At 36.0% G+C, this 24,966-nt stretch carries 20 protein-coding genes and 2 pseudogenes; 11 read left to right on the top strand and 11 right to left on the bottom strand.

Going from position 1 to position 24,966, the window contains the following annotated elements; genetic code table 11:
• Nucleotides 1–15 precede the first annotated feature (15 nt).
• Nucleotides 16–195, bottom strand: coding sequence for a DUF6435 family protein (locus tag AB4140_RS12705; RefSeq protein ID WP_102476817.1), 180 nt, complete (start codon nucleotides 193–195; stop codon nucleotides 16–18).
• Between the two features lie 281 nt (nucleotides 196–476).
• On the opposite strand from AB4140_RS12705, the gene AB4140_RS12700 reads away from it, so the two are divergent.
• The 3 genes from AB4140_RS12700 (at nucleotide 477) to AB4140_RS12690 (ending at nucleotide 2,212) form a co-directional block, all read left to right on the top strand.
• On the top strand, nucleotides 477–1,448 hold the full coding sequence (locus AB4140_RS12700; RefSeq protein WP_372001184.1) for a bile acid:sodium symporter family protein: 972 nt from the start codon (nucleotides 477–479) through the stop codon (nucleotides 1,446–1,448).
• Nucleotides 1,449–1,483: 35 nt separating this feature from the next.
• On the top strand, nucleotides 1,484–1,903 hold the full coding sequence (locus AB4140_RS12695) for a DUF4937 domain-containing protein (protein WP_372001236.1): 420 nt from the start codon (nucleotides 1,484–1,486) through the stop codon (nucleotides 1,901–1,903).
• 174 nt (nucleotides 1,904–2,077) lie between these two features.
• Nucleotides 2,078–2,212, top strand: coding sequence for a hypothetical protein (locus AB4140_RS12690; RefSeq protein WP_372001182.1), 135 nt, complete (start codon nucleotides 2,078–2,080; stop codon nucleotides 2,210–2,212).
• Nucleotides 2,213–2,263: 51 nt separating this feature from the next.
• Here AB4140_RS12690 and AB4140_RS12685 read toward each other — a convergent pair whose 3' ends face one another.
• Nucleotides 2,264–2,692 (bottom strand): hypothetical protein, encoded by a 429-nt coding sequence (locus AB4140_RS12685; protein ID WP_102438617.1) that lies wholly within the window; start codon nucleotides 2,690–2,692, stop codon nucleotides 2,264–2,266.
• A 365-nt stretch (nucleotides 2,693–3,057) separates the two neighbouring features.
• Between AB4140_RS12685 and AB4140_RS12680 the strand changes: the two genes are divergently transcribed.
• The 7 genes from AB4140_RS12680 (at nucleotide 3,058) to AB4140_RS12650 (ending at nucleotide 11,912) form a co-directional block, all read left to right on the top strand.
• Nucleotides 3,058–3,810, top strand: a complete 753-nt coding sequence (locus AB4140_RS12680) for a hypothetical protein (RefSeq protein ID WP_102438619.1) — start codon at nucleotides 3,058–3,060, stop codon at nucleotides 3,808–3,810.
• Nucleotides 3,811–3,853: 43 nt separating this feature from the next.
• Nucleotides 3,854–4,543, top strand: coding sequence for a pseudouridine synthase (locus AB4140_RS12675; protein WP_102438621.1), 690 nt, complete (start codon nucleotides 3,854–3,856; stop codon nucleotides 4,541–4,543).
• A gap of 199 nt (nucleotides 4,544–4,742) precedes the next feature.
• Nucleotides 4,743–5,045 (top strand): YkgJ family cysteine cluster protein, encoded by a 303-nt coding sequence (locus AB4140_RS12670; RefSeq protein WP_102438623.1) that lies wholly within the window; start codon nucleotides 4,743–4,745, stop codon nucleotides 5,043–5,045.
• 303 nt (nucleotides 5,046–5,348) lie between these two features.
• Nucleotides 5,349–5,732: an STAS/SEC14 domain-containing protein gene (locus AB4140_RS12665; protein WP_102476814.1), complete on the top strand. Its 384-nt coding sequence runs from the start codon at nucleotides 5,349–5,351 to the stop codon at nucleotides 5,730–5,732.
• 182 nt (nucleotides 5,733–5,914) lie between these two features.
• Nucleotides 5,915–7,138, top strand: a complete 1,224-nt coding sequence (locus AB4140_RS12660; protein WP_102531237.1) for an EAL domain-containing protein — start codon at nucleotides 5,915–5,917, stop codon at nucleotides 7,136–7,138.
• Entirely contained in the window at nucleotides 7,125–10,511 is a 3,387-nt protein-coding gene (locus AB4140_RS12655) for a PAS domain S-box protein (RefSeq protein WP_372001179.1), read from the top strand. Before AB4140_RS12660 ends, AB4140_RS12655 begins: the two co-directional genes overlap by 14 nt.
• A gap of 111 nt (nucleotides 10,512–10,622) precedes the next feature.
• Complete coding sequence (locus AB4140_RS12650; protein ID WP_102476811.1) at nucleotides 10,623–11,912, top strand: site-specific integrase; 1,290 nt, start codon at nucleotides 10,623–10,625, stop codon at nucleotides 11,910–11,912.
• 518 nt (nucleotides 11,913–12,430) lie between these two features.
• On the opposite strand, the gene AB4140_RS12645 is transcribed toward AB4140_RS12650, so the two are convergent.
• Both AB4140_RS12645 and AB4140_RS12640 read right to left on the bottom strand, forming a co-directional pair.
• Complete coding sequence (locus AB4140_RS12645; RefSeq protein ID WP_372001177.1) at nucleotides 12,431–13,579, bottom strand: PcfJ domain-containing protein; 1,149 nt, start codon at nucleotides 13,577–13,579, stop codon at nucleotides 12,431–12,433.
• A 65-nt stretch (nucleotides 13,580–13,644) separates the two neighbouring features.
• Nucleotides 13,645–14,031: pseudogene (locus tag AB4140_RS12640) on the bottom strand (HNH endonuclease family protein); the annotation flags it as partial.
• Nucleotides 14,032–14,176: 145 nt separating this feature from the next.
• Here AB4140_RS12640 and AB4140_RS12635 point away from each other — a divergent pair.
• Nucleotides 14,177–14,314 (top strand): annotated as a pseudogene (locus AB4140_RS12635) (IS481 family transposase); the annotation flags it as partial.
• A gap of 118 nt (nucleotides 14,315–14,432) precedes the next feature.
• On the opposite strand, the gene AB4140_RS12630 reads toward AB4140_RS12635, so the two are convergent.
• From AB4140_RS12630 to AB4140_RS12600, 7 genes are all read right to left on the bottom strand, one after another.
• Nucleotides 14,433–15,011, bottom strand: a complete 579-nt coding sequence (locus AB4140_RS12630; protein WP_372001175.1) for a hypothetical protein — start codon at nucleotides 15,009–15,011, stop codon at nucleotides 14,433–14,435.
• 459 nt (nucleotides 15,012–15,470) lie between these two features.
• Nucleotides 15,471–16,627, bottom strand: a protein-coding gene (locus AB4140_RS12625; RefSeq protein WP_372001173.1) for an IS3 family transposase whose coding sequence is annotated in 2 segments (ribosomal slippage) — nucleotides 15,471–16,369 and nucleotides 16,369–16,627 — 1,158 coding nt in all. Because the reading frame shifts where the segments join, the coding sequence is not laid out codon by codon here.
• Nucleotides 16,628–16,687: 60 nt separating this feature from the next.
• Nucleotides 16,688–20,164 (bottom strand): TM0106 family RecB-like putative nuclease, encoded by a 3,477-nt coding sequence (locus AB4140_RS12620; protein WP_372001171.1) that lies wholly within the window; start codon nucleotides 20,162–20,164, stop codon nucleotides 16,688–16,690.
• 297 nt (nucleotides 20,165–20,461) lie between these two features.
• On the bottom strand, nucleotides 20,462–20,974 hold the full coding sequence (locus tag AB4140_RS12615; RefSeq protein ID WP_372001169.1) for a hypothetical protein: 513 nt from the start codon (nucleotides 20,972–20,974) through the stop codon (nucleotides 20,462–20,464).
• A 491-nt stretch (nucleotides 20,975–21,465) separates the two neighbouring features.
• Complete coding sequence (locus AB4140_RS12610) at nucleotides 21,466–21,765, bottom strand: hypothetical protein (RefSeq protein ID WP_372001167.1); 300 nt, start codon at nucleotides 21,763–21,765, stop codon at nucleotides 21,466–21,468.
• 512 nt (nucleotides 21,766–22,277) lie between these two features.
• On the bottom strand, nucleotides 22,278–23,069 hold the full coding sequence (locus AB4140_RS12605; protein WP_372001165.1) for a hypothetical protein: 792 nt from the start codon (nucleotides 23,067–23,069) through the stop codon (nucleotides 22,278–22,280).
• Nucleotides 23,070–23,515: 446 nt separating this feature from the next.
• The gene (locus tag AB4140_RS12600; protein WP_372001163.1) at nucleotides 23,516–24,691 is read right to left on the bottom strand and encodes a WYL domain-containing protein; all 1,176 of its coding nucleotides are present in this window, start codon (nucleotides 24,689–24,691) and stop codon (nucleotides 23,516–23,518) included.
• Nucleotides 24,692–24,966: the final 275 nt, after the last annotated feature.

Below are 24,966 nucleotides of genomic sequence, written 5' to 3'. Positions count from 1 at the left end.
TTTGGAGTTTTAAAGCTACTTACTAGCTTGTCGTTGTGCTAATTCAATCTGTTGCCAAATACTCTCTGCTGCAGAGGAAAGGCTAGCATAACTTTTTATATCCCCCTTTCTTTGTGCCTGCATGGCTTGTTCTTGCGTTAAATCATATTGCTTGCGTAAGTTTTTAATGGGATCTCGTTTGAATATGCCAAACATAGGTGAATCCTGTTAGAAAGAAGATGCATAGTTATACGCCTCAACGAGGAAATAGTTTATAAAAGTGCAATTTTAATGGTCGTAAGTTTATATATTGGCTGTTAAATTAAATTGCTGTTGGTCATGCTTGCTAACAGTGTTTGAGCCCCTAGGTTCGCTTTTCATTCGGCACATCAAAAAGTCGTGAAAAAAATTCAACCTAAGAATCATTGCAGTAAAGAGATTTTTTAATAAGTTTACGTTTTTAAGTTGTTAAGGTTAAATTTTTTGATATGAATATAATGAGTAAATTAAAACAAGAATGGTTTTTAGTCGCTATGGTTGCAGCGATTGCATTGGCTATGGTGTCAGCTGATGTGGGCAAGTCTGGCGGGATATTACAGCTTGATCAAGTTACGGCTATTGGTATTGCCATGGTGTTTTTTTTACATGGGCTTAACCTGTCACCTAAGGCAATAAAAGCGGGCGTTACTAACTGGCGACTACACCTTTATATTCAATCGGCCACTTTTATTGCTTACCCGATCCTGTGGCTACTTTTTGGGGATTCACTTTTAGCCTTTATGCCTGCAGCGCTAGCGTTTGGTTTTTGCTATTTATTCGTATTGCCAAGTACCATATCTTCTTCAGTAGCAATGACAAGCGTAGCCAAAGGCAACATACCTGCGGCAATTTTCAATGCATCGCTTTCAAGTATTATAGGCGTTTTTATAACGCCATTATTTATTCAGCTGTTTATGAATCTCGATGGCGCTGAATTAAACCTGATGGATTCGGTGTTTTCTATCGCCAAACTATTATTAATTCCAATGATTGTTGGCCAGCTTTTAAGGCCGTTATTACTGCGCTTTATAGAGATACATAAATCCGTGATAAACAAAGTAGACAAAATCGTCATCATCTTAATTGTTTACAATGCCTTTTGTGATTCGGTTATTAATGGTATTTGGAGTGAATTTTCAGCTTGGTTACTGCTGTATTGTATTGCCATTTGTACCCTAGTGCTGTTGTTGATGGTGCATGGGGTCCAATGGGGCGCTAAGCGATGTCAATTTAATAAGGAAGATGAAATCGCCGCGGTGTTTTGCGGCACTAAAAAAACCTTGGCAGCTGGAGTACCGATGGCGCAGGTTATTTTTGGATCTGATCCCGCATTGGGAATGATTTTGTTACCCATCATGCTGTATCACCCAATACAGATTTTTTATTGTGCACTGTTAGCTAATCGCTATGCAAAGCGATTAGCAAAATAATGTAACTGATTAAATTCAATGCATAAGGATGGGTAATCACAATTTTAAAACTAATTAGCTGCACTGTAGATGATGATAATGTTGCCGCTTTTACAGCAAGCCAATGTGCTTGGCAGCAATTAGAAAATTGTAGCGGATTTTTAGCACAAGCGGGTGGCTGGCGCGCTGATTTAAATAAACTACCTTTGCAAAATTATGCTGCACCGTTGCATGATAAAAACATAAATACCGCCGTGGTTTTCGGGTTTTGGCAGTCAGTTGAAGATGTTACTGCCTTCATGCAAACTACGCACGATCAAATATTTACCACTAATCATCAGGGTAAAACCTACCAAACCTGCCAGGTTAAGTATTTTGAAATGTTGCCAACATCGTCAAACTTAGTTGTGGCTCACCTCAACTCAGAGATTATCAGCATTAGTCATTATGTGGCTGATTTAGCGCAAATGGCGTAACTGCAGCAACTTTACTTTGACAACTACTCATCAAAGGGGTTGATTGATTGCCAGCTTTTAAGGCTTAGTCGCTCACTTAAGTCACAAGCTAGTGCCCAAGAAGATACAAACGTAGAAGCAAAAGTTGAGTTCATGCTGGTTTGCTGGTGGAGCAATCAACAAAAAGTTGTTTTAATGCAAAATAAAATCCAGCCAAAGCAAGAACAACAAGGGCAGTTAACAGCGTTATCTGAACAGGTTATTAAGCTAGAGGCGAAATGGAATGTGCAAGCAAGAGCTATTGAAATAGCTAAGGATATAGCAGACTGATATTCAACAGCCTGCCTAATTTTAATAAAAAGTCACCGGTAAATAAAAAGTCTATTTGTATTCAATAATACGAGCGATATAGCTAAATTTACCAGAGTCATTGCGATAGTTTCGGTACAAATCAACTGAGAATGCCTTTGGTTTATCTTGATCAATTTTTACGGCAATTTTATCACTTAACTTATCTATATTAGATTCATTATAAACATAGAATTTGTTCACTTTTTCAAGCCCAAGCTGTTTAGCTTTGTGGCTTGTGGTATAAATTTCGCTATAAACGTCTTTGACAAATCCTTGATAGGTAACGCGTTCAAAATTAGCATTTTTATCAACAGTGATAAGAATATCAGTTTGCTCATCTAATGTTATTAACTGCTCCATTGCTGAGTCTAATTTATGATGGGCTGCTTCGTTCAATGTTTCTGCAGAAACACCTGCAGATAGTGAAATAAGTAACGCTGCAACCAATGTCTTTTTCATTCTATTACCCTAAATTTTTAATTCGTAAAATATGTTTAAAATCACCTAAAATTAGGCCGATAACTACTGTTTTAAGTTTTTACGATGATTTGTTTAAATACATCATAATCAATCATTAACGCTGTGCTGAATGCCATATGAAGGATTGAATCCTACATATATAGGCTGTGTTTAATGAGCTGGTTGATATTTAGACCATAGGAATTAAACGTTAATGATGTTGGAGCTGAAATAACCATGAATGTTGACTTAATTTTAAAGCTTTGAAAGCAAGCATGATGAAGCTAAGGTTTTACTATTTAACCTATAAAAACAATGCTATCGTGTCAAAATGAGGTGATATTAGATATTGGAGTAGTAGTTAAATGGATTCAAAAATTAAGCTCGTTGCTTTTAGCGTGTTGTGTTTGAACCTTGGCGGTTGTGATCTCATCGACGGTATTTTACATCCCGGAGACGATGATGAAGACTCAAAAATAGATAAAAACTTTAGCAGTAATGCTCAACAACTAGGTTTATCAGAGACAACGGTTAAACGTTTATGTAATGCTACCGACAACATAAGCATTCATTGTGTCAGCAATTACAATGACGAAAGTGCCCTTGAACTAAGAGTAGAATACACGTTTAATGATGTGTTATTAAAAAATAGTTATGCCAAAAGTACCAATGCTAGCCGAGTAATTTTTCATTTGCCTGCTGATGGTGCTATAGCAAAAATCGAGTTTGAAAATAGTCGAATTTATGATTTTGATAGTGGTTATAGCTACACATGGTCTGAGCCTGAAGATTATAAAATCGCAAACTTAGCAGACTCAAGTGAAGATTCAGTACTTGCCTTAGACAATGCCACAAGTATAGAAGAAGTTTCAGATTCAGAGCTATCGATTTTGTCTAATGCCGCATTCTCTAATGATGAGTATTCACTAACGGAAGCACAAGATATCGTAATCAAATCTAAAACGATGTTGTTTCCAACTTTAAATGTTGATGTAACGAGCACAGGTATTGTAGAACCTATAGATGCTTCTTTTGCCATGTTTACCGCTGGCCACACTGCAATTTTATCAAGTTACTCTTCTGCGTTATCGACCGCAATTGAACAAAGCTGGAATTAAACGAGTTATTTGAAGCGATTATTGGCAATTGTATTAGGACCTTATGCGTTTAGATAAATTTGTATTAAGAAGTACTGCACTGACTAAAACTCAGGTGATAACCGCAATTGAAGCAGGGCAAGTTTGTGTCAATCATGGGGTTATCAAGGATGTAAAACACCAAGTCCATGAGAATAACCTCATACAGTTAAATAGTCAGACGTTAACTCCAAGGCCATTTCGATATCTACTTTTGCATAAATCGGCAGACAAGATTTGTTCAAATGTCGATGGACATTATCCTTCATTGTTTAACGATATTGATATCGATAATAAAGACGAATTACATATTGTTGGCAGGCTTGATGCAGATACAACGGGCTTAGTGCTCATTACTGATGATGGCAGATGGTCTTTTAATATTACTCGCCCTGAAATGAGCTGCGCGAAACTATACCGGGTACATTTAGCTAAATCGCTATCAACTCAAGCGATTAAACAGTTAGAGCAGGGGATTTTACTGGACGGTGAAACCAAACCGACATTGCCAGCTAAAATCACAACAGTAAACGAAAGCCAGGTACTACTAAGTATTACTGAAGGTCGCTACCATCAAGTTAAACGTATGTTTTTTGCTGTGGGCAATAAAGTAACCCAGCTTCATCGTGAGCAAATAGGTGAGATAAAATTAAATACTTCCAGTAATCAATGGCGTTACCTTACTGAAGCTGAGGTCAATTCGTTCAATAGCTGATGGATGTTTCATCACCTTGGCTTGTCAATGATAAAACATCACTAAATTGAGTCTTTAAATGACAATTGCGATAGTGAATAACACTTCGTTAAGCTATTATCCGCTGTATATTTAGGTTTAACACTCTATGCTTTACCAAAACGTAAAACATAACCTCAAAAGCCACTTCAAACTTGCCATTACTTATAAGCTGTAAATTATGACTATTGATATCACGACCATTGTTGATCCAGAAATCACCTGTTCAAGTTGCCAAGCATGCTGCTGCAAACTTGAAGTGATGATTATTTCTGACACCGGTGTACCAGAGCAATACATCAGTGAAGACAGCTGGGGTAGCCAAACCATGAAACGATTAGATGATGGATGGTGCGCTGCAGTAGATAGAGAAACGTTAATGTGTACTATTTATGAAAATAGACCGTGGATTTGCCGTGAGTTTGAAATGGGGTCTTATGAGTGTGAACAAGAAAGAACCCATATTGTTAAGCTAGACAAATAACTTAATTATAGCTTACGAGGCGGCCACAGCCTCAATGAGTGGGGTTGATTATATAAAAAGACAATACTTTTCAATGAGTAACCCGAAGTTCTTCTATATTTCTAACTTGCCTTAAAAATGATATAACCCTTAACAACAATCACAGATTTTATTGTTACAGCTGCTAGATTTTTACAAGTGTTAAAGTCAGTTCTTAAAATAAACCTCTATCAATCAGGTGCTCATTAAAAGCTAACAAAAGCTTTAATTATGCTTAAAAGCTGCTAAATTTAATTATACCCACAATAAACTAAGGGGTTTATTATGTCATCTGTAAAAACACATGGATTGAGTATTGGTATAGAACGGGTTAACGACGATGTGTACTTATCATTAAAGGCGACTGGCACTTTAACTCATAACGACTATTTAGTCATAACGCCATTACTCGATGCGGCGTTAGCTGAGGTAAAACACCCGAAAGTAAACGTGTTTATTGATGGAACTGAACTTGATGGCTGGGAACTTCGAGCAGCCTGGGATGATTTAAAACTTGGCCTGCAACATAATAATGAATTTAAAAAAGTGGCTATTTGGGGTAATAAAAATTGGCAAAATTATAGTGCTAAAGTTGCAGCTTGGTTTATGAGTGGTGAGGTACAGTTTTTTGAAGAAAAAGCAAAGGCGTTAGCATGGTTAGAAAAATAAATATTTAATAACATGCAGTTATTAATAATGATTATTTAAAATTCGTTAATTAATTTAAAGAATACTCGGGTATGTTTGCTGCCTGTAAAATACTAAAAATATAGAAATTAGTTTATCTACCTGTTTTGTTTAAGTGGTCTATACTCATAGTAAGAAATGGACATTCGATAGGTGAAATCTGAGTGAAAAAGCACATTAACTCAATTTTAGTAGTAGATGACCAGCCAATAGTTAGACGAATTTTCACAAGAAGTCTAGAACAACTAGGGACTTATGAAATTATCGAGGCGGCTGATGGATTAGAAGCATTTAATTTAATCAAACAAAAACATTTTGATTTGATATTTTGTGACTTAAATATGCCCGTAAAAGACGGATTATATTTACTTCAACGACTCATAGAAATTCAATATACCAGTGCTATTGTATTATTCAGCGGAGAAGGTGAAACTTTACTTAATTCTGCTAAAGTATTAGCCACTTATTATCATCTTAATATTCTTGGTGTAGTTCGTAAACCCATCACCGCAACAATGCTGAGTGAGTTTTTGGTTAAAGCCACTAATGCTGATAGCATGCCTCAAACACAAGTCATAGCAACCCTCACATCTAAACAATTAGAGTATCACTTAAATAAAGGTAATGTTCGCGCTTACTTACAACCACAATATAATCTTGACACCATGCAAATTTGTGGCTTTGAAGCATTAGCTAGAATAGTTGATGGTGATAAAGTGATTTCGCCTTCTCAATTTATACATGCAGCAGAAGAAAATAAATTTATTCTACGTATTACCAAAGCTGTTGTTGAAGATGCCATAAAAAACTTTGCTAAATTGGATGTAAAATATCGTTCGTTGAGTTTATCAATTAACATCTCAGGTAAAGTGCTTGATGAAGAGGACTTACCTTTTTGGTTAGAAGAAGTAACCAGTAAAAATAAAATATCTTGCAATTCGATTACTTGCGAGCTAACTGAAACTGCAATCCCTTCAAACCCATCAGTGATGATTGTAGCTTTACTGAGATTACGCATGATGAAATTTAAACTATCAATCGATGACTTTGGTACAGGCTTTGCCTCACTAGAACAATTACATATGTTACCTTTTCATGAACTGAAAATAGACAGATGCTTTGTTGAAAATATTGTTACAAATACTAAGTCTCAAGCTTTGTTTACACGAAGTATTTTACTTGCCAATGATCTTAAAATGACAGCGATTGCAGAAGGTGTTGAATCAAAAGAAACTGTAGATGTAATTAAGAAACTGGGGTGCAATATTGCTCAAGGATTCTATTTCTGTAAACCTTTTCCAGCCAATAAAATAATAACGGTTATTAATAAGGAGGGGCTTGATTACGGGGTAAAATTTCAAAGGGAATTAACATGTGAACGGACTTAAAAGGGTTGGTTCCATTTTTATAATATATGGGGTTTTGTTACTTGCTGCTATTGTTGTTTTAGCTGGCCATATGATAACACTCACTTTTTTCGCTACATGTTGGCTGCTAATCCTTTATCTACATTTAAGTAAATTGAATAAGCATGAGCTAGCTATTATCGAAACTCCAACTACCCATTGTAGGAAAGAAGTCATTCCTGAAAAACTGAATAACGACCTAATAGAGAAAATATTTTATGTTTTTAATAAAAATGTTTTATCACAATTAAGTAAAGACGGTTATATTCTAATAGACAAAGACGGTGTTATTTTGAATGTTAGTGAACGAGTGGAAAGGATTTTGGTCTGTTGTAAAGACGACATAATAACAAGCCATTTATCACTATTTTTGTTTTTTACGGAACCTACTCATCAAAAATCAACTGACAATATGATTGAGCGGATTAAAAAATTAGTGAGTAAACCTGAAAAGTTATATTTTTTAAATAAAGTTGGATTATATATCCCTATAGAAATTTCAATTAGTAAACTACCACATAAAAATGAAACATTGTACCTCGCACTAATAAGAGATATCACCGCGGAACAAGAACAGTTACAACGCGAAATAGATTTGTATGTAAAACTATTTAATAAAGAAATGATTTACAAATCAGCTTTTAATCAAGCTGCAATTGGTATCGCAAGAGTAAATGTTGATTCATACATTGTTGAAGTTAACCCAATGCTATGCAAAATTTTTGGTTACAGCGAGAAAGAGTTTTGTAAGTTATCAATAAAAGACTTGACTGTTGATACTGATATAGAAAAATCAGAGATGCTAATTAGGCAACTGCTTCGTAAAGAAATTTATTTTTTTAACCTAGATAAACAGTATGTTAGGAAAGATAAAAGTGAGTTTTGGGCTAACATATCAGTATCATTAGTGTGTGATAATGTCACAAACCAACCTATTTATATGATCGCTGTAATTGAAGATATATCAGATAGAAAAAATATAGAAACAGCGCTAATAAATATAAGTAAAGAAAGAGAAGAGCTATTAGCCGGACTCACTATCGCATCAGAGGCAGGAGGTGTAAATAATTGGTCGTTAGATTTAGTTACGAATAAATTAAAGTGGGATGAAGGTACGCGACTGCTATATGGGATCAATTTAGACCAACAGCTTGTTTACCAAGATTGGCTTAATGCTGTTCACCCAGAAGACGTTGAAGAAATTAAACATCATATCTTAGCTGCTATTCATAACATCTGCTCTTTTAAAATTGAGTTTAGAGTTTTTAACCTTGAAACCAATGAGTTAGTTTGGGTTCGGTGCGCGGCGAATGTATCTTGTAATGAAAATAATAAACCCACAATGATGTTTGGCATCAATATTGATATTACCCATGAAAAATTAATTCAAATCGAGTTAGAAAAAGAAACCCAAGCGGCAAAACATGCTAACGAAGCCAAATCTAGATTTCTAGCAACTATGAGTCATGAGATCAGAACACCAATGAATGGTGTAATCGGTATGATTGATTTACTCAGACAAACTCACTTAGATACAGAACAAAAGCGTATGACGGCAACCATAAAGGATTCTTCGTTTTCGTTATTAGATATTATTAATGACATTTTAGATTTTTCAAAAATTGAATCGGGACAAATTGAACTAGAACTGACATCAGTAAGCATTCTTTCTTTAATAGAAAGAGCTGTAGATGCACTCTGTATCAATGCAAATAATAAAAATATACAGCTATATATTTGTCCTGATTTAAAAATCCCAGATAAAGTTAAAATTGATGCCGTACGCTTCAGACAGATAATTCTTAACTTGGTAGGCAATGCGATAAAATTTTCAAGCTTAGAAAGAAAAGGTGTTGTGATTATAAAAACAAGATTTGATTGGATTAGTGTTTCTTTGGTTGTTGATGTCATAGATAACGGTATTGGGATCTCAGAGTTACAACAAAAAAAATTATTTACACCTTTTATTCAAGCTGACACATCGACTACAAGAAAATTTGGTGGCACAGGTTTAGGGTTAAGTATTTGTAAATCATTTAGTGAATTAATGAGTGGTGAAATTAAATTAACAAGTCAATTAGGAAAGGGCAGTTGTTTTAGACTGTCAATCCCTATAACTAAAAATAAAAATACGAAATATGAATTTGAACATTTAGATTTTAGTGAATACCGTTTTTATATTATTCATGAATCAAAAGAACTTTCGAAGTGTTGTCAGGACATTATAGCCCAATTAAACCCTTTACATGTCAGCCAAGTTGGAATTGATAAGCTAGAGAATTTGTGCGCCATAAAAGATGAACAAGTTGTAGTGATTACATCTGCAGTCGATAAAACTAATATTTTAGAATCAACAAGCTTAAAAACAATAATTTTAAATCCACATCAGATAAAAAATAATGGCTACTTTGATCCACTGACCTATGTCGTCAAGTGTGAGCCGTTAAAACCCAGCGACTTAATCCATGGTTTAGCTATTTTATGTGAACTTGAAAGCCCAACACTAGATCTAAACAAAGAAATAGAGGAAAACCATAGGGTAGAGGTAGCGCTTAAAGTAGATAAAAAGCGAAATCGTAATCTGATTTTACTCGCAGAAGATGAGCCAACGAATAGATTAGTATTAAGTAATCAATTGGAAAGTCTAGGATATGAACATGAAATAGCAGTAGATGGAAATGCTGCATATAAATTATGGATAACAGGCAGGTTCAACTTAATACTTACTGATTGTCATATGCCTAATATGGATGGATTTGCGCTAACAAAAAAAATCCGTAAAGAAGAAAGTCGCAAAGGGCTAAGCCCAACGACGATTATTGCAGTAACTGCCAATGGGCTTGTAGGTGAATTTGAAAATTGTATTAGGGCAGGGATGAATGATTATATTGCTAAGCCTGTTGAATTAAAAATGCTCAAAATTGCCCTAAGTAAATATATGAGTCGGGACAAAAACACACAAGCTATAGGGGAGGTTGTAGATTGTACTGAGCGCCATAAGGCTAATGATAGTATTGATTTTAAGCACTTAATTAAAATTATCGGTACCAATGATAAAACAATAACTGACGAAATTTTATTAATGTATTGGAATAGTGTTACCCAAGACACTAAAAAATTGATTGAAGCAGTAGAGGAAGGGCAATCTGATTTGATAAGAACCAGAGCGCACGCATTGAAAGGGATATCGTTTTCGACAGGTGCTGCTGTTATTGGGGAAACGTTTAAATGGATTGAGCAAAACGCATCAAAAATTGACGATATCAAACAAAAACTGCATACAATTGAGAGTGAAACACTAAGAATAAAGGACTTATTAGTTAAACGTGGAATTTTACAAATCAAAGATTCGTAAGCAAATAATGGGATTGTAGTAGTAAAATATTGATTTTAATGCCGATAAATAACGTTATCGGCATCATGATAATGCTAGAATAAGTACATGTTTTAATTAGATATAAAATATATGGATTACACTCTACCACCAGTATTACCGCTTTTTGACTCTGCTGACTTCTTACTTGAAGGTAATAGTGTCGTTAATCAATACATCACTCAAATTTCTCTTGATAATGTAACTGATGCCGGTTTAATTATTGAACATTGCTCTGATTGGTTATATGAGCAACGGCATAGTGAAAATAACTATAAAGCCTACCGAAGTGAATTAACCACATTTCTACATTGGTGTTTTGATGTGGCTGTAATATCGCCAATAATGGTAACTAGAAAAGATATCGCCAGGTATATTGCATACTGCGAAACACCTCCCAACGAATTTATTGGTTATTTTAATGTGCCACAATTTAAGCTAGAAAAAAGCATAAATGAAAGAATACCAAATCCACAATGGCGGCCATTTGTAGGTAAAAAAATACTTGGAAAACCACAACCATATAGTTTGAGTGATAACGCACTAAAAACCAAAATAGCAATAGTATCATCTATGTATAGCTATTTAATTAGTGAAGAATACACAGAGAAAAACCCTGCACAATTATGGCTCAAATACAGTCGTTTTGCTGTTAAGAAAAAATACATAAAAGATGACGATGATAATCATCATGCTTTTACTGAACTACAATGGTCATACGTGGTTTCTACAGTTTCTGAGTTAGCAATATCGCAGCCAGAAAAACATCAACGTAGCTTGTTTTTAATTAATTTACTCTATAGTTGCTATCTTAGAATTTCTGAAATCAGCGCTAGAGCTGGATACTCGCCATTAATGAGTCAATTTAAAAAGAATCCGCATACTGGTATTTGGTATTTTTATGTACCATTTTCTAAAAGTGGCAAAGCAAGAAATATTGCTATTTCGAAATCACTACTAACAGGTCTTAAATCCTATAGAGAATACCTAGGCCTGTCAGCATTACCAAGTGCCAATGAAACGCATCCGATTTTTGTTAGACATAAAGCCGCTGGTCATGGTCGAGATTCTGGAATGCTAAATGCTAACCTAGGGATAAGACAAATTCGTGAAGAAATTAATACCTTAATAAATCTCGCAGCAGATAAAGCGTTTGAAGATGGTTTTGATTATGACAGTCAACTCATGAGGAAACTAACCGCACATAATATTCGTCATACCGGTATAACTCATGACATCAATTTAAACCAAAGACCATTATCACATGTTCAAGCTGATGCAGGCCATGAAAGTATTGATACCACGTCACAATATTTACATACTAGCCAGACAGAACGTGATCAAAGTGCACAAAATAAACCATTTAATCATTTAGCTAATTAATGTCACCAAATATGCATATTTAACAGGCAACGCTATGTGAAATCTGAAGATATAATCAAGGTAATATGGCTCAGAATTTAAAATAAGGTCATATTTAAAAGCTATGTTAGTTGTCTAATGTAGCTTTAAAAGCATATAAAAATACCCACACTCAACTACGCACAATGTATATTATGTTAAATAGCATTTAAGCGTTTAGTTATAATAAAAAATTTTTGTGGTTTTTCATACCAAATGAGTTTTGTGTCACTTCGTGACTTTGGTGTTTTAGTTATTATAATCAGATAGCTAAGTTGAAATAAATAATTTTATCGCACAACTTTGGTGCAATATTCTATTCAGAGCGCTTTTTGTTGTCAGTTATACCAAATGACTTTTTTAAATCCTGTGGCATTTTTTTTAATGAGTTTTTCTCAGTTGGTGATATTGATAACTGACGTGTATTATTCCTTTAATAAAGCCTACAAATGCAAACAGACTTTTGTAAGGCCAGATCCATTTCGTAATTTTTTAAGCCTTTATTCAGACTCAGGGTTAAATTTTTGCTTATAGGTTTTCTTAACTCTCTCAAACCACGTATAGACTATCTCTCGAGTTTCATTTGTTGCGATTGCATTACGTATCCCGGAGATTTGATCCAATTCAAGCATGCCAATGCGTTTATTGACTTTCACTCCAATGGTCACTCTTTGTGGGCGTTCCATTTTAAATGCAAAATAATGTCCTGAGACAATCCGATTGTGATAAACAGCAATACAATGCTTTTGAGTCATCCCTTCATGAATAAGCGCATCATAATTATCTATCGCGACAAAGTTTGGCTCACTAGCAATAAATTGTGGATATTGCACATCAGCGTCGACTGGTCTTGATTCAAGTCGGTCAATATCATTACGAAGATCTATCCATCGTTGGTGCAATCCTTCAAGCTCATCAAATGACGAAAGCTGGCCAATTCTGTTCGCAGGCTCATTTATACCGAGCGCTAAACCCAGTGCTATGGTGTCGGCTAAACAAGCACGTAACGACCCTCTTTTGATACTTTTATCATTTGCTATGGCATGGCCTAATTTTGTGCAGGTTAAAAATGGGTATCGGTTATCCAGGCTTATGGTCAAATAGTTTATTGTTTGGTGATGTTTAAAAACTTTGTAGCGACACATTGTTTTATCTAACAGCTTTTTCAAAAACTTTAACTCTACATCTCGCTCAAATTTGAGTGTTAACTTGTCTATAAATTTAAGTGTCGCTTTTGCGTTGTCGTAGCCGAGTTCTTTGAGAATGTCGCGTTGTCCGAGATGACTTAACGCTAACGCTTTGTCATTATCAATCGGGTATTGCTCACAAATAAGTACCAACAACAATGGTCGCATTAATAACAATTGAGCCGCTTGCTGACTATTAGCTGCAAGCCACAACAGCTGATATTCATGTTCGGAAAAAGTATTTGTAACTGCTAAATATTGTTTAGGGATCTGAGCTAACCATTCATCGCCTGATGAAAACTGGGTGATGAGGTTTAATCCTAATCCCAGTCCTCCCTCTAACCGTTCTTTAGGCTTAGTACCGAATACTCTAAAGGCTTGTAGCTTTTGCTGCCAGCTATGTAGTTCTAGGTCATAGTCAAAGCCTAGATCGGAAGTTTGTATTGTCAGTTGTAAATCCATTTTGCTACCTGCTGTTGCCAAATCGATATTATTTCAATAAAACTAATTGATACCTTATAGCTAACTTATACTTTTCTATCCGATAAAACATTTAACATGAGTGTTTCGTGTTTTTCGATATTTATTAGTCCTTCCCCTTCTGGGCCCCAGTCAGTGTAATTCATCATAATCGCTTGCTTTAAGCTCTCCGCTCGATTGTTTTCTTGATAGAACGTCTTCTTATCTTGCGGAGAATAATTGCTAAGTCTTGAGTTACTGCTAGGCGAAATTAAACACAGATTGCCAAAGCGGTCTACATCCTTCATTTTGCTAGCACCTGATGGATCGGTTTGTGGGAAGTAATGCTCAACAGAGGTTCTGAATGCAAATTGAAAGCTTGTAAAGTGCCCCGCTAGATTCTCTTTAGTAATGCCGCCAACTGGTTTACCCTCTGATAGAGTTCGCCACAGTAGGTAGTCTAATCGGTTAACGACGAGTTAATTGCTCAAAACAGCCTGTTCACCTTCCAAATGACTTCAATGGTTCATTTACAACAGCAACCAAGGCTATTTACCATAATCACGAATTGTACGCTTATGACTAATATCGAAGTAGCATAAAGATCTAGACGCATGGATAAATTACTACAACAATGATCGAACTCATCAAGGCAAAATGTGCTGTGGTCGAACACCACTTGAAACATTATTGGATGGTAAACAGATTTGGGCGGATAAACATCTACCTCAAATCTAAGCTGACAGACACCATATAAAATGGCTAACTGTCAGATCAAGTCTGAGCTACTACATCAGCACACTACTACATCAGCACACTACTACATCAGCACACATCGAAAAAGCGTACAGCAACATTACCCTTCATTGAGCTTGCGTAAAACTTGGGTTCGTATTAGCGCAATTTCTGGTGTTTTTTCAACTAATTTCCAATGGTCGCTCATAGTCCAATCCTTACAGGAAATTTTCTCACCGAAGTGAGTTTCAATTTCTATCTCTGCTATATCGTAACGCAGAAATGGTCGTTGAAGATCATGGCCCGACTTCGTGAGGCCTAAGCGACCAAACCGCTGGTCTGAAACTCTACTAATAAGTGCTACCGGATAAAACACCAACTCTTCAAATGGTATGTTGCTTTCATATAAGGATACTAGTGCTGTGACCGGAATAGCGTGCTCGCAAACCAGCGCGGCCTCGGGGTCTAGATTCACCTCTCTATACAGACAGCCAAATTTTCGAGAACCCGCCATTCCCATAAAATCGTGACAGCCCCTAAGCCTACGATTTATTTCGTCTCGCTTTTCTCTTGGCTTACGAAAAACAGCAACTTTATCAATTGTAAGCAAGTTTGCTTTACAAAGTGCGATTTGCTCCGCAACCACATCAGCTGTTGTTGCGCCATGTTCATTCCTGATGCCGGGTATTGATATAGTCATTTCATCTAACGCTTATTGAACGGTTCGCTCAATAAAGCCGACCATTAAGTTATTGATTAATATCATCCTACATTTACTATCTTACTAATGTAAAGCAGTTTTATTTAGTTGTAAAAGTAACAGTTGCCACTGCTGGCTTGTTTTGTAAGTTACATCACCTGATCTAAATTTATCAATGAACAGGTATCTTTAAATAGTCAGGTTATTGATACTGGGTGTGACTTGCTAAACGTATACAGTGTAGTGGCTTATTAAATCTGGCCATTCTATTGGTGGGTGTATTATATTTTTGAAGGGAAACAAAACCAGTTTGACCTAAGGTATATCAATCTTAAAAACGTTTTGGGGCATAAATAATTTAGCCGCCCTAACCCGTTTCTGGACAAAGCCGAGGCCAGTTTTGCTGAACCACTACAAGCTGACCTGGTCAACTGAATTCGGACAACCTAGTTAAGCTCCTTAAGCTACATCTTTCAAATCCTTACCCACACGTTCAAACTCATTGGGACTTTGATAATTGAGGTAAGAATGCATTCGTTGGCTGTTGTACCACATCGTGATGTAATTCAGGACATCTTGCTGAGCTGCATACCGCGTTCGATAATTGCGCCAATCAACTCGTTCTTGCTTCAAGCTACCGAAAAAGCTTTCTGCTACTGCATTATCCCAGCAACAGCCTTTTTTGCTCATACTGCCTACAAACTTATGAAGCCTTAGTATCCGTCTGTATTGATGGCTTGCATATTGAACGCCTTGATCTGAGTGTATGATCAATCCGGCTTTTGGCTTTCGTTGCCATATTGCCATAGTTAGGGCATCACAAACCAACTGTGCTTTCATTCTGCTGCCCATACTCCAACCAACAACTTTACGCGAATAGAGATCGATTACGACCGCTAAATACAGCCATCCTTCAGAAGTCCATATGTACGTAATATCTTGCACCCACGCTTGACTAGCGCGCTGAACGTCGAAGTCCTGCTTAAGTTCATTATCATATACAGGCTTCTTGTGGTTGCTGTTGGTTGTTGTCTTGTACTTCTTTTTATAGCGCACCCAAACGTTTGCTTCTTTCATCAACTGCGCTGTTTTCTTACGCCCAACAGGATACAAAGCCTTTTGAATACGCCTTTGTCCATAAGTGTTATCGCTAAACTCGGCGATATTCTTCACCCACTGCAACATCTCTTGATGCTCTGTATCAACAGGGGCCAGAGACTTCCGCTTTTGATAACTGTAGTAATTATTGTTTTTCACACCCAACACGTGACACATTAATATCACTGGCCAGCTCTTCTTATTGTGGGCAATAAACGCGTATTTTATTTCGTTTCTTTGGCAAAGAAGACCGTCGCTTTTTTTAGTATTTCACGCTCCATTTCTAAGCGCTTAACTTGTGCTTTTAGCTTGCGGATCTCTTCCTGCTCAGGCGTTAACTTGCCGTTACCTCTAAAAGCATGGACATCATCATTTTCTGCTTCTTTTATCCATCGGCCAAGAAGCTGAGGTGTTACTTCTAAATTTCTAGCAGCTTCAGCAATACTGTACTTTTGCTCTCTAACTAATGCGATAGCATCAAGTTTGAATTCTTTTGAATAGGTTTTACGTGTTTTCATTTCAATCTCCAGTTAAATCAATTATGTCTTAACTGGGTTAGTCGTATCAATTAAACCACGTCAGTCTTGATGACTCATATCTACTCCTAATTCTGTATATTTAGCCAACTTAGCCACAACATTGACCTTAGCCATTTGTTCAACGCTATTAGCGTTTGTTGAAAATAGTTTTGGATTTCCAACAATTATCGCCAATGCTTGTGCACGTGAAATGGCGACATTAATACGGTGTTTATCAAATAAAAAATCTAACCCGCGTGCGGATTCGTTAGCATCACTTGAACACATACTAAAAATCACAATTGGTGCTTCTTTACCTTGAAACTTATCAACACTACCAACTTTAGCATCAACGCCTAGTGCTTGTTGTAGCTTACTGACTTGATGATTGTAAGGTGCAACAAACAGTATATCTTGTAAACTAATCTTGCGAGTATTAGAGTGGCGGTCGGTGAAATTACGGCCAACAAGCTGTTGGACAATGATTTTAATTTCATCAATTTCTTCTTCACTGACTTGATTATTGCCTTCATGTTCAACGGGAATAAAGCGAATTCCAGCTTCAATATTTAATGGTCCTTCATAATCACTTGGTACTGCAATACTTTGTTGACTTGTAATCGCTGCAGAACCTAGTTTACTTTGATAAAACGCCTCACTAATAAATTCATTTACCTTTGGATGCATACGGTAAGTCGTTTCTAAGAACACCCCCATATTAGAAGGCACTATAGGCGAGTTTTGCAGCAAATAATCAAGCGTTGATAGACCACTCGACTCTGGATGTGTTGCTTGCGATGGCTGACCTAGCTGCATTTGATCTCCAAGCAATACAATATTGCTTGTACAGCGGCTCATGGCAACCAAATTAGCCACTGCTACTTGCCCTGCTTCATCAACAAATAAATAATCAAATTGATCTTTTAACTCCTCACGACTAAACCCCCAAGCGGTTGTGCCAACGGCTTTGGCACCAGCTGGTGCATTAATGATAAAGTCAGCAATTTGACCATTTGTAATTATATTTACACTGCAATCAGCTAATCGAGTATCGGTTTCCTTAGTACAGTAAAAATTACTCGCGATATCTTTTTCACGGCAGTATTCGGCCGTAGCAAGCAGTAAATTATTTAATGCATTATGACTATTACTTGTCACTCCAACTTTTTTGCCTTGCTTTAAAAGTTCAGCAATAATGTGCTTACCAGTAAAGGTTTTTCCTGCTCCAGGAGGTCCTTGAATAGATAAATAGCTGTTATCTAATCCCTTTACTGCAGTAATTGTTTGACTAAGTGTCGTTTGTGCAGAACTAGCATCAATAATGGCTTGATTACCATTTAATCGACCATTAATTCTTGGTGGTAACCTAAACATAAAATCATAAATGGCTGTGTTGCTAAGTTGCTGTCGTTCGTAACGAGAGACTATATCAAATATCGCCTCTGGGATTGGCCCTGGGGCGACATACTCATCAGGTACAAGTACGACACTTTCAGGTAGCTCTGTGGTACTGGCAATAGCAATAATACCGTTTGCACTGTCGCAATCGTCTTTATGCAATGACACTTTTAATGGGTTTCCATTTCTATTTTCCTCACCAACGACATAGTACGAGTTAGCTAATCCCTTGAACTCTTGTTCAGTATCAAATAGATATTGGTAAACCAATTTTCGAGCCTGTGGAGAGGGGCGATATGGCTCGACATTATTACGTACACAAAACGCTAAACAGTCTGCATCGTCAACCAATTCTTGTTCAGATAAGCCTAAACGATCGAACAACTTCCAAAATACAGGTTTACTTTCACGACGGTGAAAATCTAATAACCACGCCATGTTTTTGGTCACATGCGCAATGTCAGGCTGTTCAAGTTCAGCTTGCGCTAACAGTTGATCTCGAAGTGTTGTTTTCTGGTTCGCTTCTTCTGAAATTTCAACCTCAACAACTTCTGTTTTGCCTAAGTAATTAATATTGTGTTTCTTTTGTAAACCCCACAATAACTCTGCCAGCTCCATGGTAGAGTCGCAATCATCTATATTGTAAGCACGAATCTCTTCTAATATTTTAGATGTTTGCCAGTTATACCCTTCTTTACTGCAAGCGTATTTTTCTTTCCATTCTTCATATACTACAACCGAAGCCGCGCCATTTTTAACCACGGTTTGACGTCCCTGCGGCCGATAAATCAGCTCAACATTTTTGATTGAATATTTAGGTTCGCCTAAAACAATAGCCCCTTTAACGACTTTATAAAGATCGACAAACACTTCGTTACGGAGTAGTTGGTCTAACTCGGATTCACACACGCCATAACGGTTCATTAACTTTCGACAAGCGGTAATTTCATAGGGAGCATAATGATATATATGCATTTGAGGGTCTTGCAGCCAGCGCTGGTACACCCAATGAATAAAGTCACTAAATGCCTTTTTTTCTTCTTCGTGATTGTGCGCCCAAAAGTCAGTAAAGCACTTCTCACCATTATCAATATGAGTATTACCCCACAAATATTCTAAGCCATCTTGATGAAGTGGGTTACCTTCAATATCAAAAAACACATCCAAAGACGAGCGCGGGGGCAGCATAGCTAACCCTGTCATTTTACCGTTTAAATGAGTTTTTACTTCAAATAATGGTGGAGTTTGACCGTTACTTTGTAACTGTATTTGTGCTTGTTTTTGTAAAGTTGCGACAATGTCACTGTTAATACAGCCTATTGACTCAACATCCCTAAGTTCAGTTAGTTGCAAACACGTGGTAATACCAGCAGCATTGAATTTTTTAATTTGCGTTTTAGTAATACCTGCAACTTTTGATAAATGATCTTTATTGGCCAATAACTCTTGAGCGTGAGTTGACCAAGCCCCCCATTCATTCGAGTCTTCTGGTTTAGGTGGGCATTCAGGGGCAAAAGTAAGCTGTTGATTGATAAAATCAGCTTTTGTTGTCAGGTAATAATCAAAATAATCACTGGTACGTAATTTTTCACGCTTACCATTACCCAATGCTACAGTGATAAAGTCAGCCTTTTTATGTTGAATTTTATTCAACATATCAACATAACAACATAGTTGAATAACATAGGCAGGTTTTACAGAGTTAGCTAATTTGCTATCCCACACTTCATAATGATAATTACCCAGAGCGCTCTGCCCCGGTACTTTAATGAGAAAATCCGCTCGCCCATAAAATTGACCATTGGTTAAAAACGCTTGATAAATAACCTCATAACCCTCTTGCATAGCTGCAATAGTTCGTTCAGCTAATGCTTCATCACTTAATTGTTGCCCACCATCAAAATCAACAATTGAGATAAGCTGGCTATATTCTTTAGCTAACTCCTCTAATAGTTTGAGTTCGTGCTCATTACCCTTCGTCGAAAGCAAAGTTAAATATTCATCTGGTTCATCTTTCTCTGGAGCTAAATGTGGATGAGTTAGCGCTAATCGATCCATCCAGGATGCAAATTGACTAATCACGAAAGCAGTAATATCTGATGGTGAAAATATAAGTCCACCCGATGCGATTAATTTCATAACTTGCCCTTATTAACTAATATTGCTCTAAATGCCTGAAAGCTCTCGATGATTTAAATGATGTTAAGCTCCACAATGCCTAATCCCAAACCTACTAATAATGAAAAATCCAATTAATAACTAGCAAATTAAATTGAAGTCATAGCAGCTGGCCAAATGGCTACAGTATCTTTGATTTGCTTATGAGACATTTCGACAATGGCAGCAGCAAGCATTTCTATTGCACTTATGGGAATGTCGGCAAACCAGATTAATATCTATAATAGAATATGACTTAGTGGAGCACTAATCCAAAATTTACCAAACGAGTGCTCCATCACACCTTGCCAAATTTAAACTTTTTTCTTGTTGCTCACTTATGTATAACTCTACATTTGCTTGCATATTAGTAACACCAAGTTGTTTTGCACAATCATAAATATTTTGTTTAGCTTGGTTTGTTAACTGGTTGTTGTTTTGTCTAATAATTAATGAGGTCACAATAGGTAACTTATTTTGTACACAGTAATAAACTACAGCCCCCAAATCTTTATTAAGTTTTTGCTGAGAGCCATTCCCAACCCAGTCAACTTTGTGCAAACACTTAAACAATTGACCGTAGGTTATAAAACCTGTATCGGATTGTCTTGCCAATTTCAAAATTGTTTCAAAGACTGTTTTTCCATCAAAATTGCCACCTTCCCTCCGTTGCAATTCTCGGCGCACCTCAACTAAACTATAAATCCCTCCTGCAGTTTGGTTTAATCTTTGGTAATTATTTTCAAGCGCATTTAATTCTCGCTTAGTAAGTTCAGTAATTGGTCTTGGCATAATATGTTCTCCTAAAAAAATTCTTGTTTAAAAGCTAAACAACCAATAAGACAAAAGTGTCGTAATCAAATTTTGATAATTTTGCTTGTTCACTTCTATTTTGGTGTACATCCGGTTCAATCATCTCCTAGCCGCCATCAGGATTTGGTATTGTCAACTTTCATGCTTAGTCGAATATATTCAACTAAAAACACCTTAATTTCATTTTTAGGCACCACGATATTGGTACCCATACTCTAATGGCACGATCGTGAAAAATCTGATAGTTATACTGAACAGTTGAGAGTTCGCCACTGACTACTAATTAATTTATTACCACAGAATGGCTTGCCACTTTATCCGTCATAACCTTAAATGATGTCAGCGCCTGCTCTTTTATCGTCCGCTTTCACACCCCCAATAGCGATTTTCTCACTATCTTCTTTTACACAAGTCAAAATGTGTAGCCAATGTTCTGCCAGTTTTCTAAGCATGCCATGTCACTACGTAATTTATAAAATTCTTCTTCTTAGCCAATCTGCTATCGCGCCACTGCCCAGACCAAAACCAACTAGGAAAGCTAATATGCCTTCTTTTGTAAATATCCAAAATATAAACAACATCGTTACTGAGTAAGTGATGTAAGTCTGAAGTTGGGTTATACCCTCATCATAAGGTGTGATTCGATCCCAATTGAGCATAAAGAAAATAAATGTAAAGATAGTTCGCTTAGGCATCCTAAATATAGATACCACTATTACGATGATCTTAAATAATACTATTATCAATGATGCAAAGCTTTCTGGTGTCATATAGAGTGCCTCGTGTGTATCTGTATATTTGTATAAATACGTTACTTATGCTTTGCGACAAATCGTGATCGGTTTAGTAACCTAAAGCTCCGTTAAGCCGCCATTATATTGTTTATATGGTCATGCGATGTGGGTATTGAAACAGAAGGGTCGGACTTTAAGGTTCCGATATAAGAATTTTTTTAAAGTAAAACAGAACCTGACATGGATAGCTTGTTACATTGAAACTTTAATAACTAGTTATTGTTGATTAGACAACTACTTAAATCCATCAATGTATAGTGGAAAAAGAAACTCGCCTTTGATAGTAAATTTGGTTGACCTAGTTTTCTTAGGCAATAACGCATAACAAATCAGTGCTCACAGGTTACTGGGAGGGAAAAATAATCATATTTAAGCCAGAGTATGTAAAAGCCTTTTTTGATGTTGTTACTTCCCAGTGTATTTATTAGAAAACAGATACTTTGCTTAATGCTGCCTTATTCATCGACAATCTACAAATATAACTACATTTATATCAAGATAATGATAAATGCTCGACTGGTCACTTGTTGAACTGTATCTATTGTAAACGCGCCAGTTTGCGTATAGTTATCATGAGATTGAGTTAGAATACCACGAGTATGTATTGGCTTGAACACCGATTCTATAGCAGAAATTTCTACATCCCAAGAATTAGAACTCATAAGGCATAAAGACGATAGTGGGACGTCTAAGTTAGAAAATTCAGCTTGCCAATGCGCTTTGATGTATGATTGAAAATCGTTGAAATTAATATCATCAGAGTAGAAATCTATTATTGCCAAAAGCTTTCTTTTTTTAGTGAAGACTCGTAAAACATCATACCAATCAATACCTACAAGTCCAATATTAGAAAAAATAGCTAATATTTTTTCCATCATTAATAACTTAATATTCTCAATGTTTGCGGCATTACCTTGATTGCAAAAAATCTTAGTTTTTTCATTTAATGATGGCAGCATTAAAATGTCATGGTTATTTTCTAATATTGTTCTAAAAATGTTTAGTTCTTCATTGGTTTGTTGCTCAATTAAATCAATGACTTTAAAACGATGAGATAAATACAATATTGATAAGCTTGCTACTTGGCTAATATCCGACAAGATCGCGATATAAAATTGCTCTTCATCTAAGTTTTCAGTTGTCGCTTCCGCTGTATGTAGTGGAGCATAATTGACCAGATGGCTCAAAAGGTTTATTTCATAAGCAGAATGGGTCAGTGAATTTAGCTTTTTTACAAGCTCCGTACTACAAAAGAGTCTTATTGTGGCTAGTTTGCGCATTGGGTATCCTTATTTATCTGTGCCGTAACTCAACTTAAGCTTAAAAGTCTGCTAATTATTTAAAATGCCACTCTAAGTATATGGTTGTATTCAACTTACACTAAAAATTTTTGGTTGATAAAGTCGAACTTTTGCCAACAAAACCTGCTTGATAACCACCTAGCATCATAATGGTTTTTCTATCGGTAACTTCTGTAAGTGATAAAATTGGATTAGTTCTATTGTAAATATTAATTCACTCGATATTATCAATAACATCACTTGAGCTTACTTATTGTTGACAAAACAAACACAATTGAAGAACTATTAAATACCGAAAAATTCAGTTATTTCTGTAGCAGTAATCGCTGAATTTTTGCTTATTTTGATTTTACCACTGACTATCTAACTGGGGTAATCAATGTTCAAAGGTATTTCTCTATTAATTACATAACCTCATTGTTATTTTAATCACTTTCCAACTTAAAATTAAGATGTGGCGATAAATGAGTATAAATATCGGTAGCTTTTCTTAACCGACTATTTACTTCGTTAACTACTTGTATTGGCGCTAATGGAATAAAATCAGGCCCATATATAGCAATAGTGTTGACAAAAAACCACGCATCCCATTCATCATGATGATCAAGAAACTTACTGGTCAGTTCAATGGTAGCTTCAACTTTTGCCCATTTTTGATCTTTAAAATGGGTAATTTTTTCATATAAAGCTAATTCATCTAAGTTTAGTTGTTCCCAGGGAGTGATTTTTTGATCATCAGATAACTTTACATAAGTAAGTTTATCTCTCACCCACGGGTGAACTAACGCAATAAGTTTAAAGGTCTTTCTTGGTTGATGTTGTATCTTGTAACTTAAATGTTCTGTTTCAGTGATTTCTGATAATCGATTAATATCAAAGTGACGATAAATGTTTTTACCATCAATAGGGTTATGCAAATAGGCAACTACTTGGGTATGTTCGTATTGCAACAAAATTTGTTGCGGACTAATGATTACTGTATCAGGTACTAACCCTGTATGCATTGACGTATATTTAGCACTTATCACTTTTTTGTGTTCAATCGCATCAAAAATACGTGTATAACTAGTAGGGTTAATCGGCTCTTTTTTCCATTGATTACAGAAAGGCAAATATTTACTGGCGTTAATTCTATCGCCTTTAACTAGTTTGAGTTGATTAAGTTTTTTCTCAGCCACTTCAAAATAAGGAGCAAGCATTAACAACTCACTTGGTGGCATTAAATTAGAGAAATGTTCTTTCACTAAACTATAAGCTAACGCTTTTGAAAGCGTCATATTACCTGCTAATTCTTGGTTAAGCGCTATGTTCAAATCATTACTATTTTGCCAATAATAATTGCCATCAAGTCTCTGTTTACACTTAGCTGGCGGTAAAACTTTCACCTTACTATTATTACCTGACCACCAATTAAGTGCAGCTTTAATGCGCTTGGTTTTAGTGTTTCGGTCAGTTTTATCGGTACTGGAAGCTACATATCTAGCATTTATGTCACGACTAGCAATGGCATTTTTTTCACCTACAGGTATACATTTAGCGATAGCTTCCCTAAAGTTTTTCGGTGATAGTGAAAAAATATCTTGTTTTACTTCAAATTTCATTTTGATTAGATCCTAATGATACTGTCGACCTATCCAACTCAGATAATTATAAACAATAAAATTACGACTGTTCCAAAATTTGGACACAAGTAGCATAATCTTATTCTTGTAACTAACGAACGCCGAAAATACGATAATGCTTTGTTTACATGTAATCACGACTAGATAGAAAGAGGTTATAATTCACATCATGGAAGCTAAATAAATTTTAGTTTGTCATTTTTGTCATACGAAATAGGCATATAGCAACCCACTTGAGGCTGTAACTAATTTTG

The organism is Shewanella sp. 10N.286.51.B2, assembly GCF_041469265.1.
Lineage (GTDB): Bacteria > Pseudomonadota > Gammaproteobacteria > Enterobacterales > Shewanellaceae > Shewanella.
This window is presented reverse-complemented; position numbering and strand designations above follow the sequence as displayed.

Bases quoted from the DNA above. Each gene is read 5' to 3' on its own strand.
- AB4140_RS12620 (WP_372001171.1), bottom strand. From the start codon at position 20,164: ATGAAATTAATCGCATCGGGTGGACTTATATTTTCACCATCAGATATT.
- AB4140_RS12705 (WP_102476817.1), bottom strand. From the start codon at position 195: ATGTTTGGCATATTCAAACGAGATCCCATTAAAAACTTACGCAAGCAA.
- AB4140_RS12630 (WP_372001175.1), bottom strand. From the start codon at position 15,011: ATGACTATATCAATACCCGGCATCAGGAATGAACATGGCGCAACAACA.
- AB4140_RS12650 (WP_102476811.1), top strand. From the start codon at position 10,623: ATGGATTACACTCTACCACCAGTATTACCGCTTTTTGACTCTGCTGAC.
- AB4140_RS12675 (WP_102438621.1), top strand. From the start codon at position 3,854: ATGCGTTTAGATAAATTTGTATTAAGAAGTACTGCACTGACTAAAACT.
- AB4140_RS12680 (WP_102438619.1), top strand. From the start codon at position 3,058: ATGGATTCAAAAATTAAGCTCGTTGCTTTTAGCGTGTTGTGTTTGAAC.
- AB4140_RS12600 (WP_372001163.1), bottom strand. From the start codon at position 24,691: ATGAAATTTGAAGTAAAACAAGATATTTTTTCACTATCACCGAAAAAC.
- AB4140_RS12615 (WP_372001169.1), bottom strand. From the start codon at position 20,974: ATGCCAAGACCAATTACTGAACTTACTAAGCGAGAATTAAATGCGCTT.
- AB4140_RS12700 (WP_372001184.1), top strand. From the start codon at position 477: ATGAGTAAATTAAAACAAGAATGGTTTTTAGTCGCTATGGTTGCAGCG.
- AB4140_RS12685 (WP_102438617.1), bottom strand. From the start codon at position 2,692: ATGAAAAAGACATTGGTTGCAGCGTTACTTATTTCACTATCTGCAGGT.
- AB4140_RS12610 (WP_372001167.1), bottom strand. From the start codon at position 21,765: ATGACACCAGAAAGCTTTGCATCATTGATAATAGTATTATTTAAGATC.
- AB4140_RS12690 (WP_372001182.1), top strand. From the start codon at position 2,078: ATGCAAAATAAAATCCAGCCAAAGCAAGAACAACAAGGGCAGTTAACA.
- AB4140_RS12665 (WP_102476814.1), top strand. From the start codon at position 5,349: ATGTCATCTGTAAAAACACATGGATTGAGTATTGGTATAGAACGGGTT.
- AB4140_RS12670 (WP_102438623.1), top strand. From the start codon at position 4,743: ATGACTATTGATATCACGACCATTGTTGATCCAGAAATCACCTGTTCA.
- AB4140_RS12645 (WP_372001177.1), bottom strand. From the start codon at position 13,579: ATGGATTTACAACTGACAATACAAACTTCCGATCTAGGCTTTGACTAT.
- AB4140_RS12605 (WP_372001165.1), bottom strand. From the start codon at position 23,069: ATGCGCAAACTAGCCACAATAAGACTCTTTTGTAGTACGGAGCTTGTA.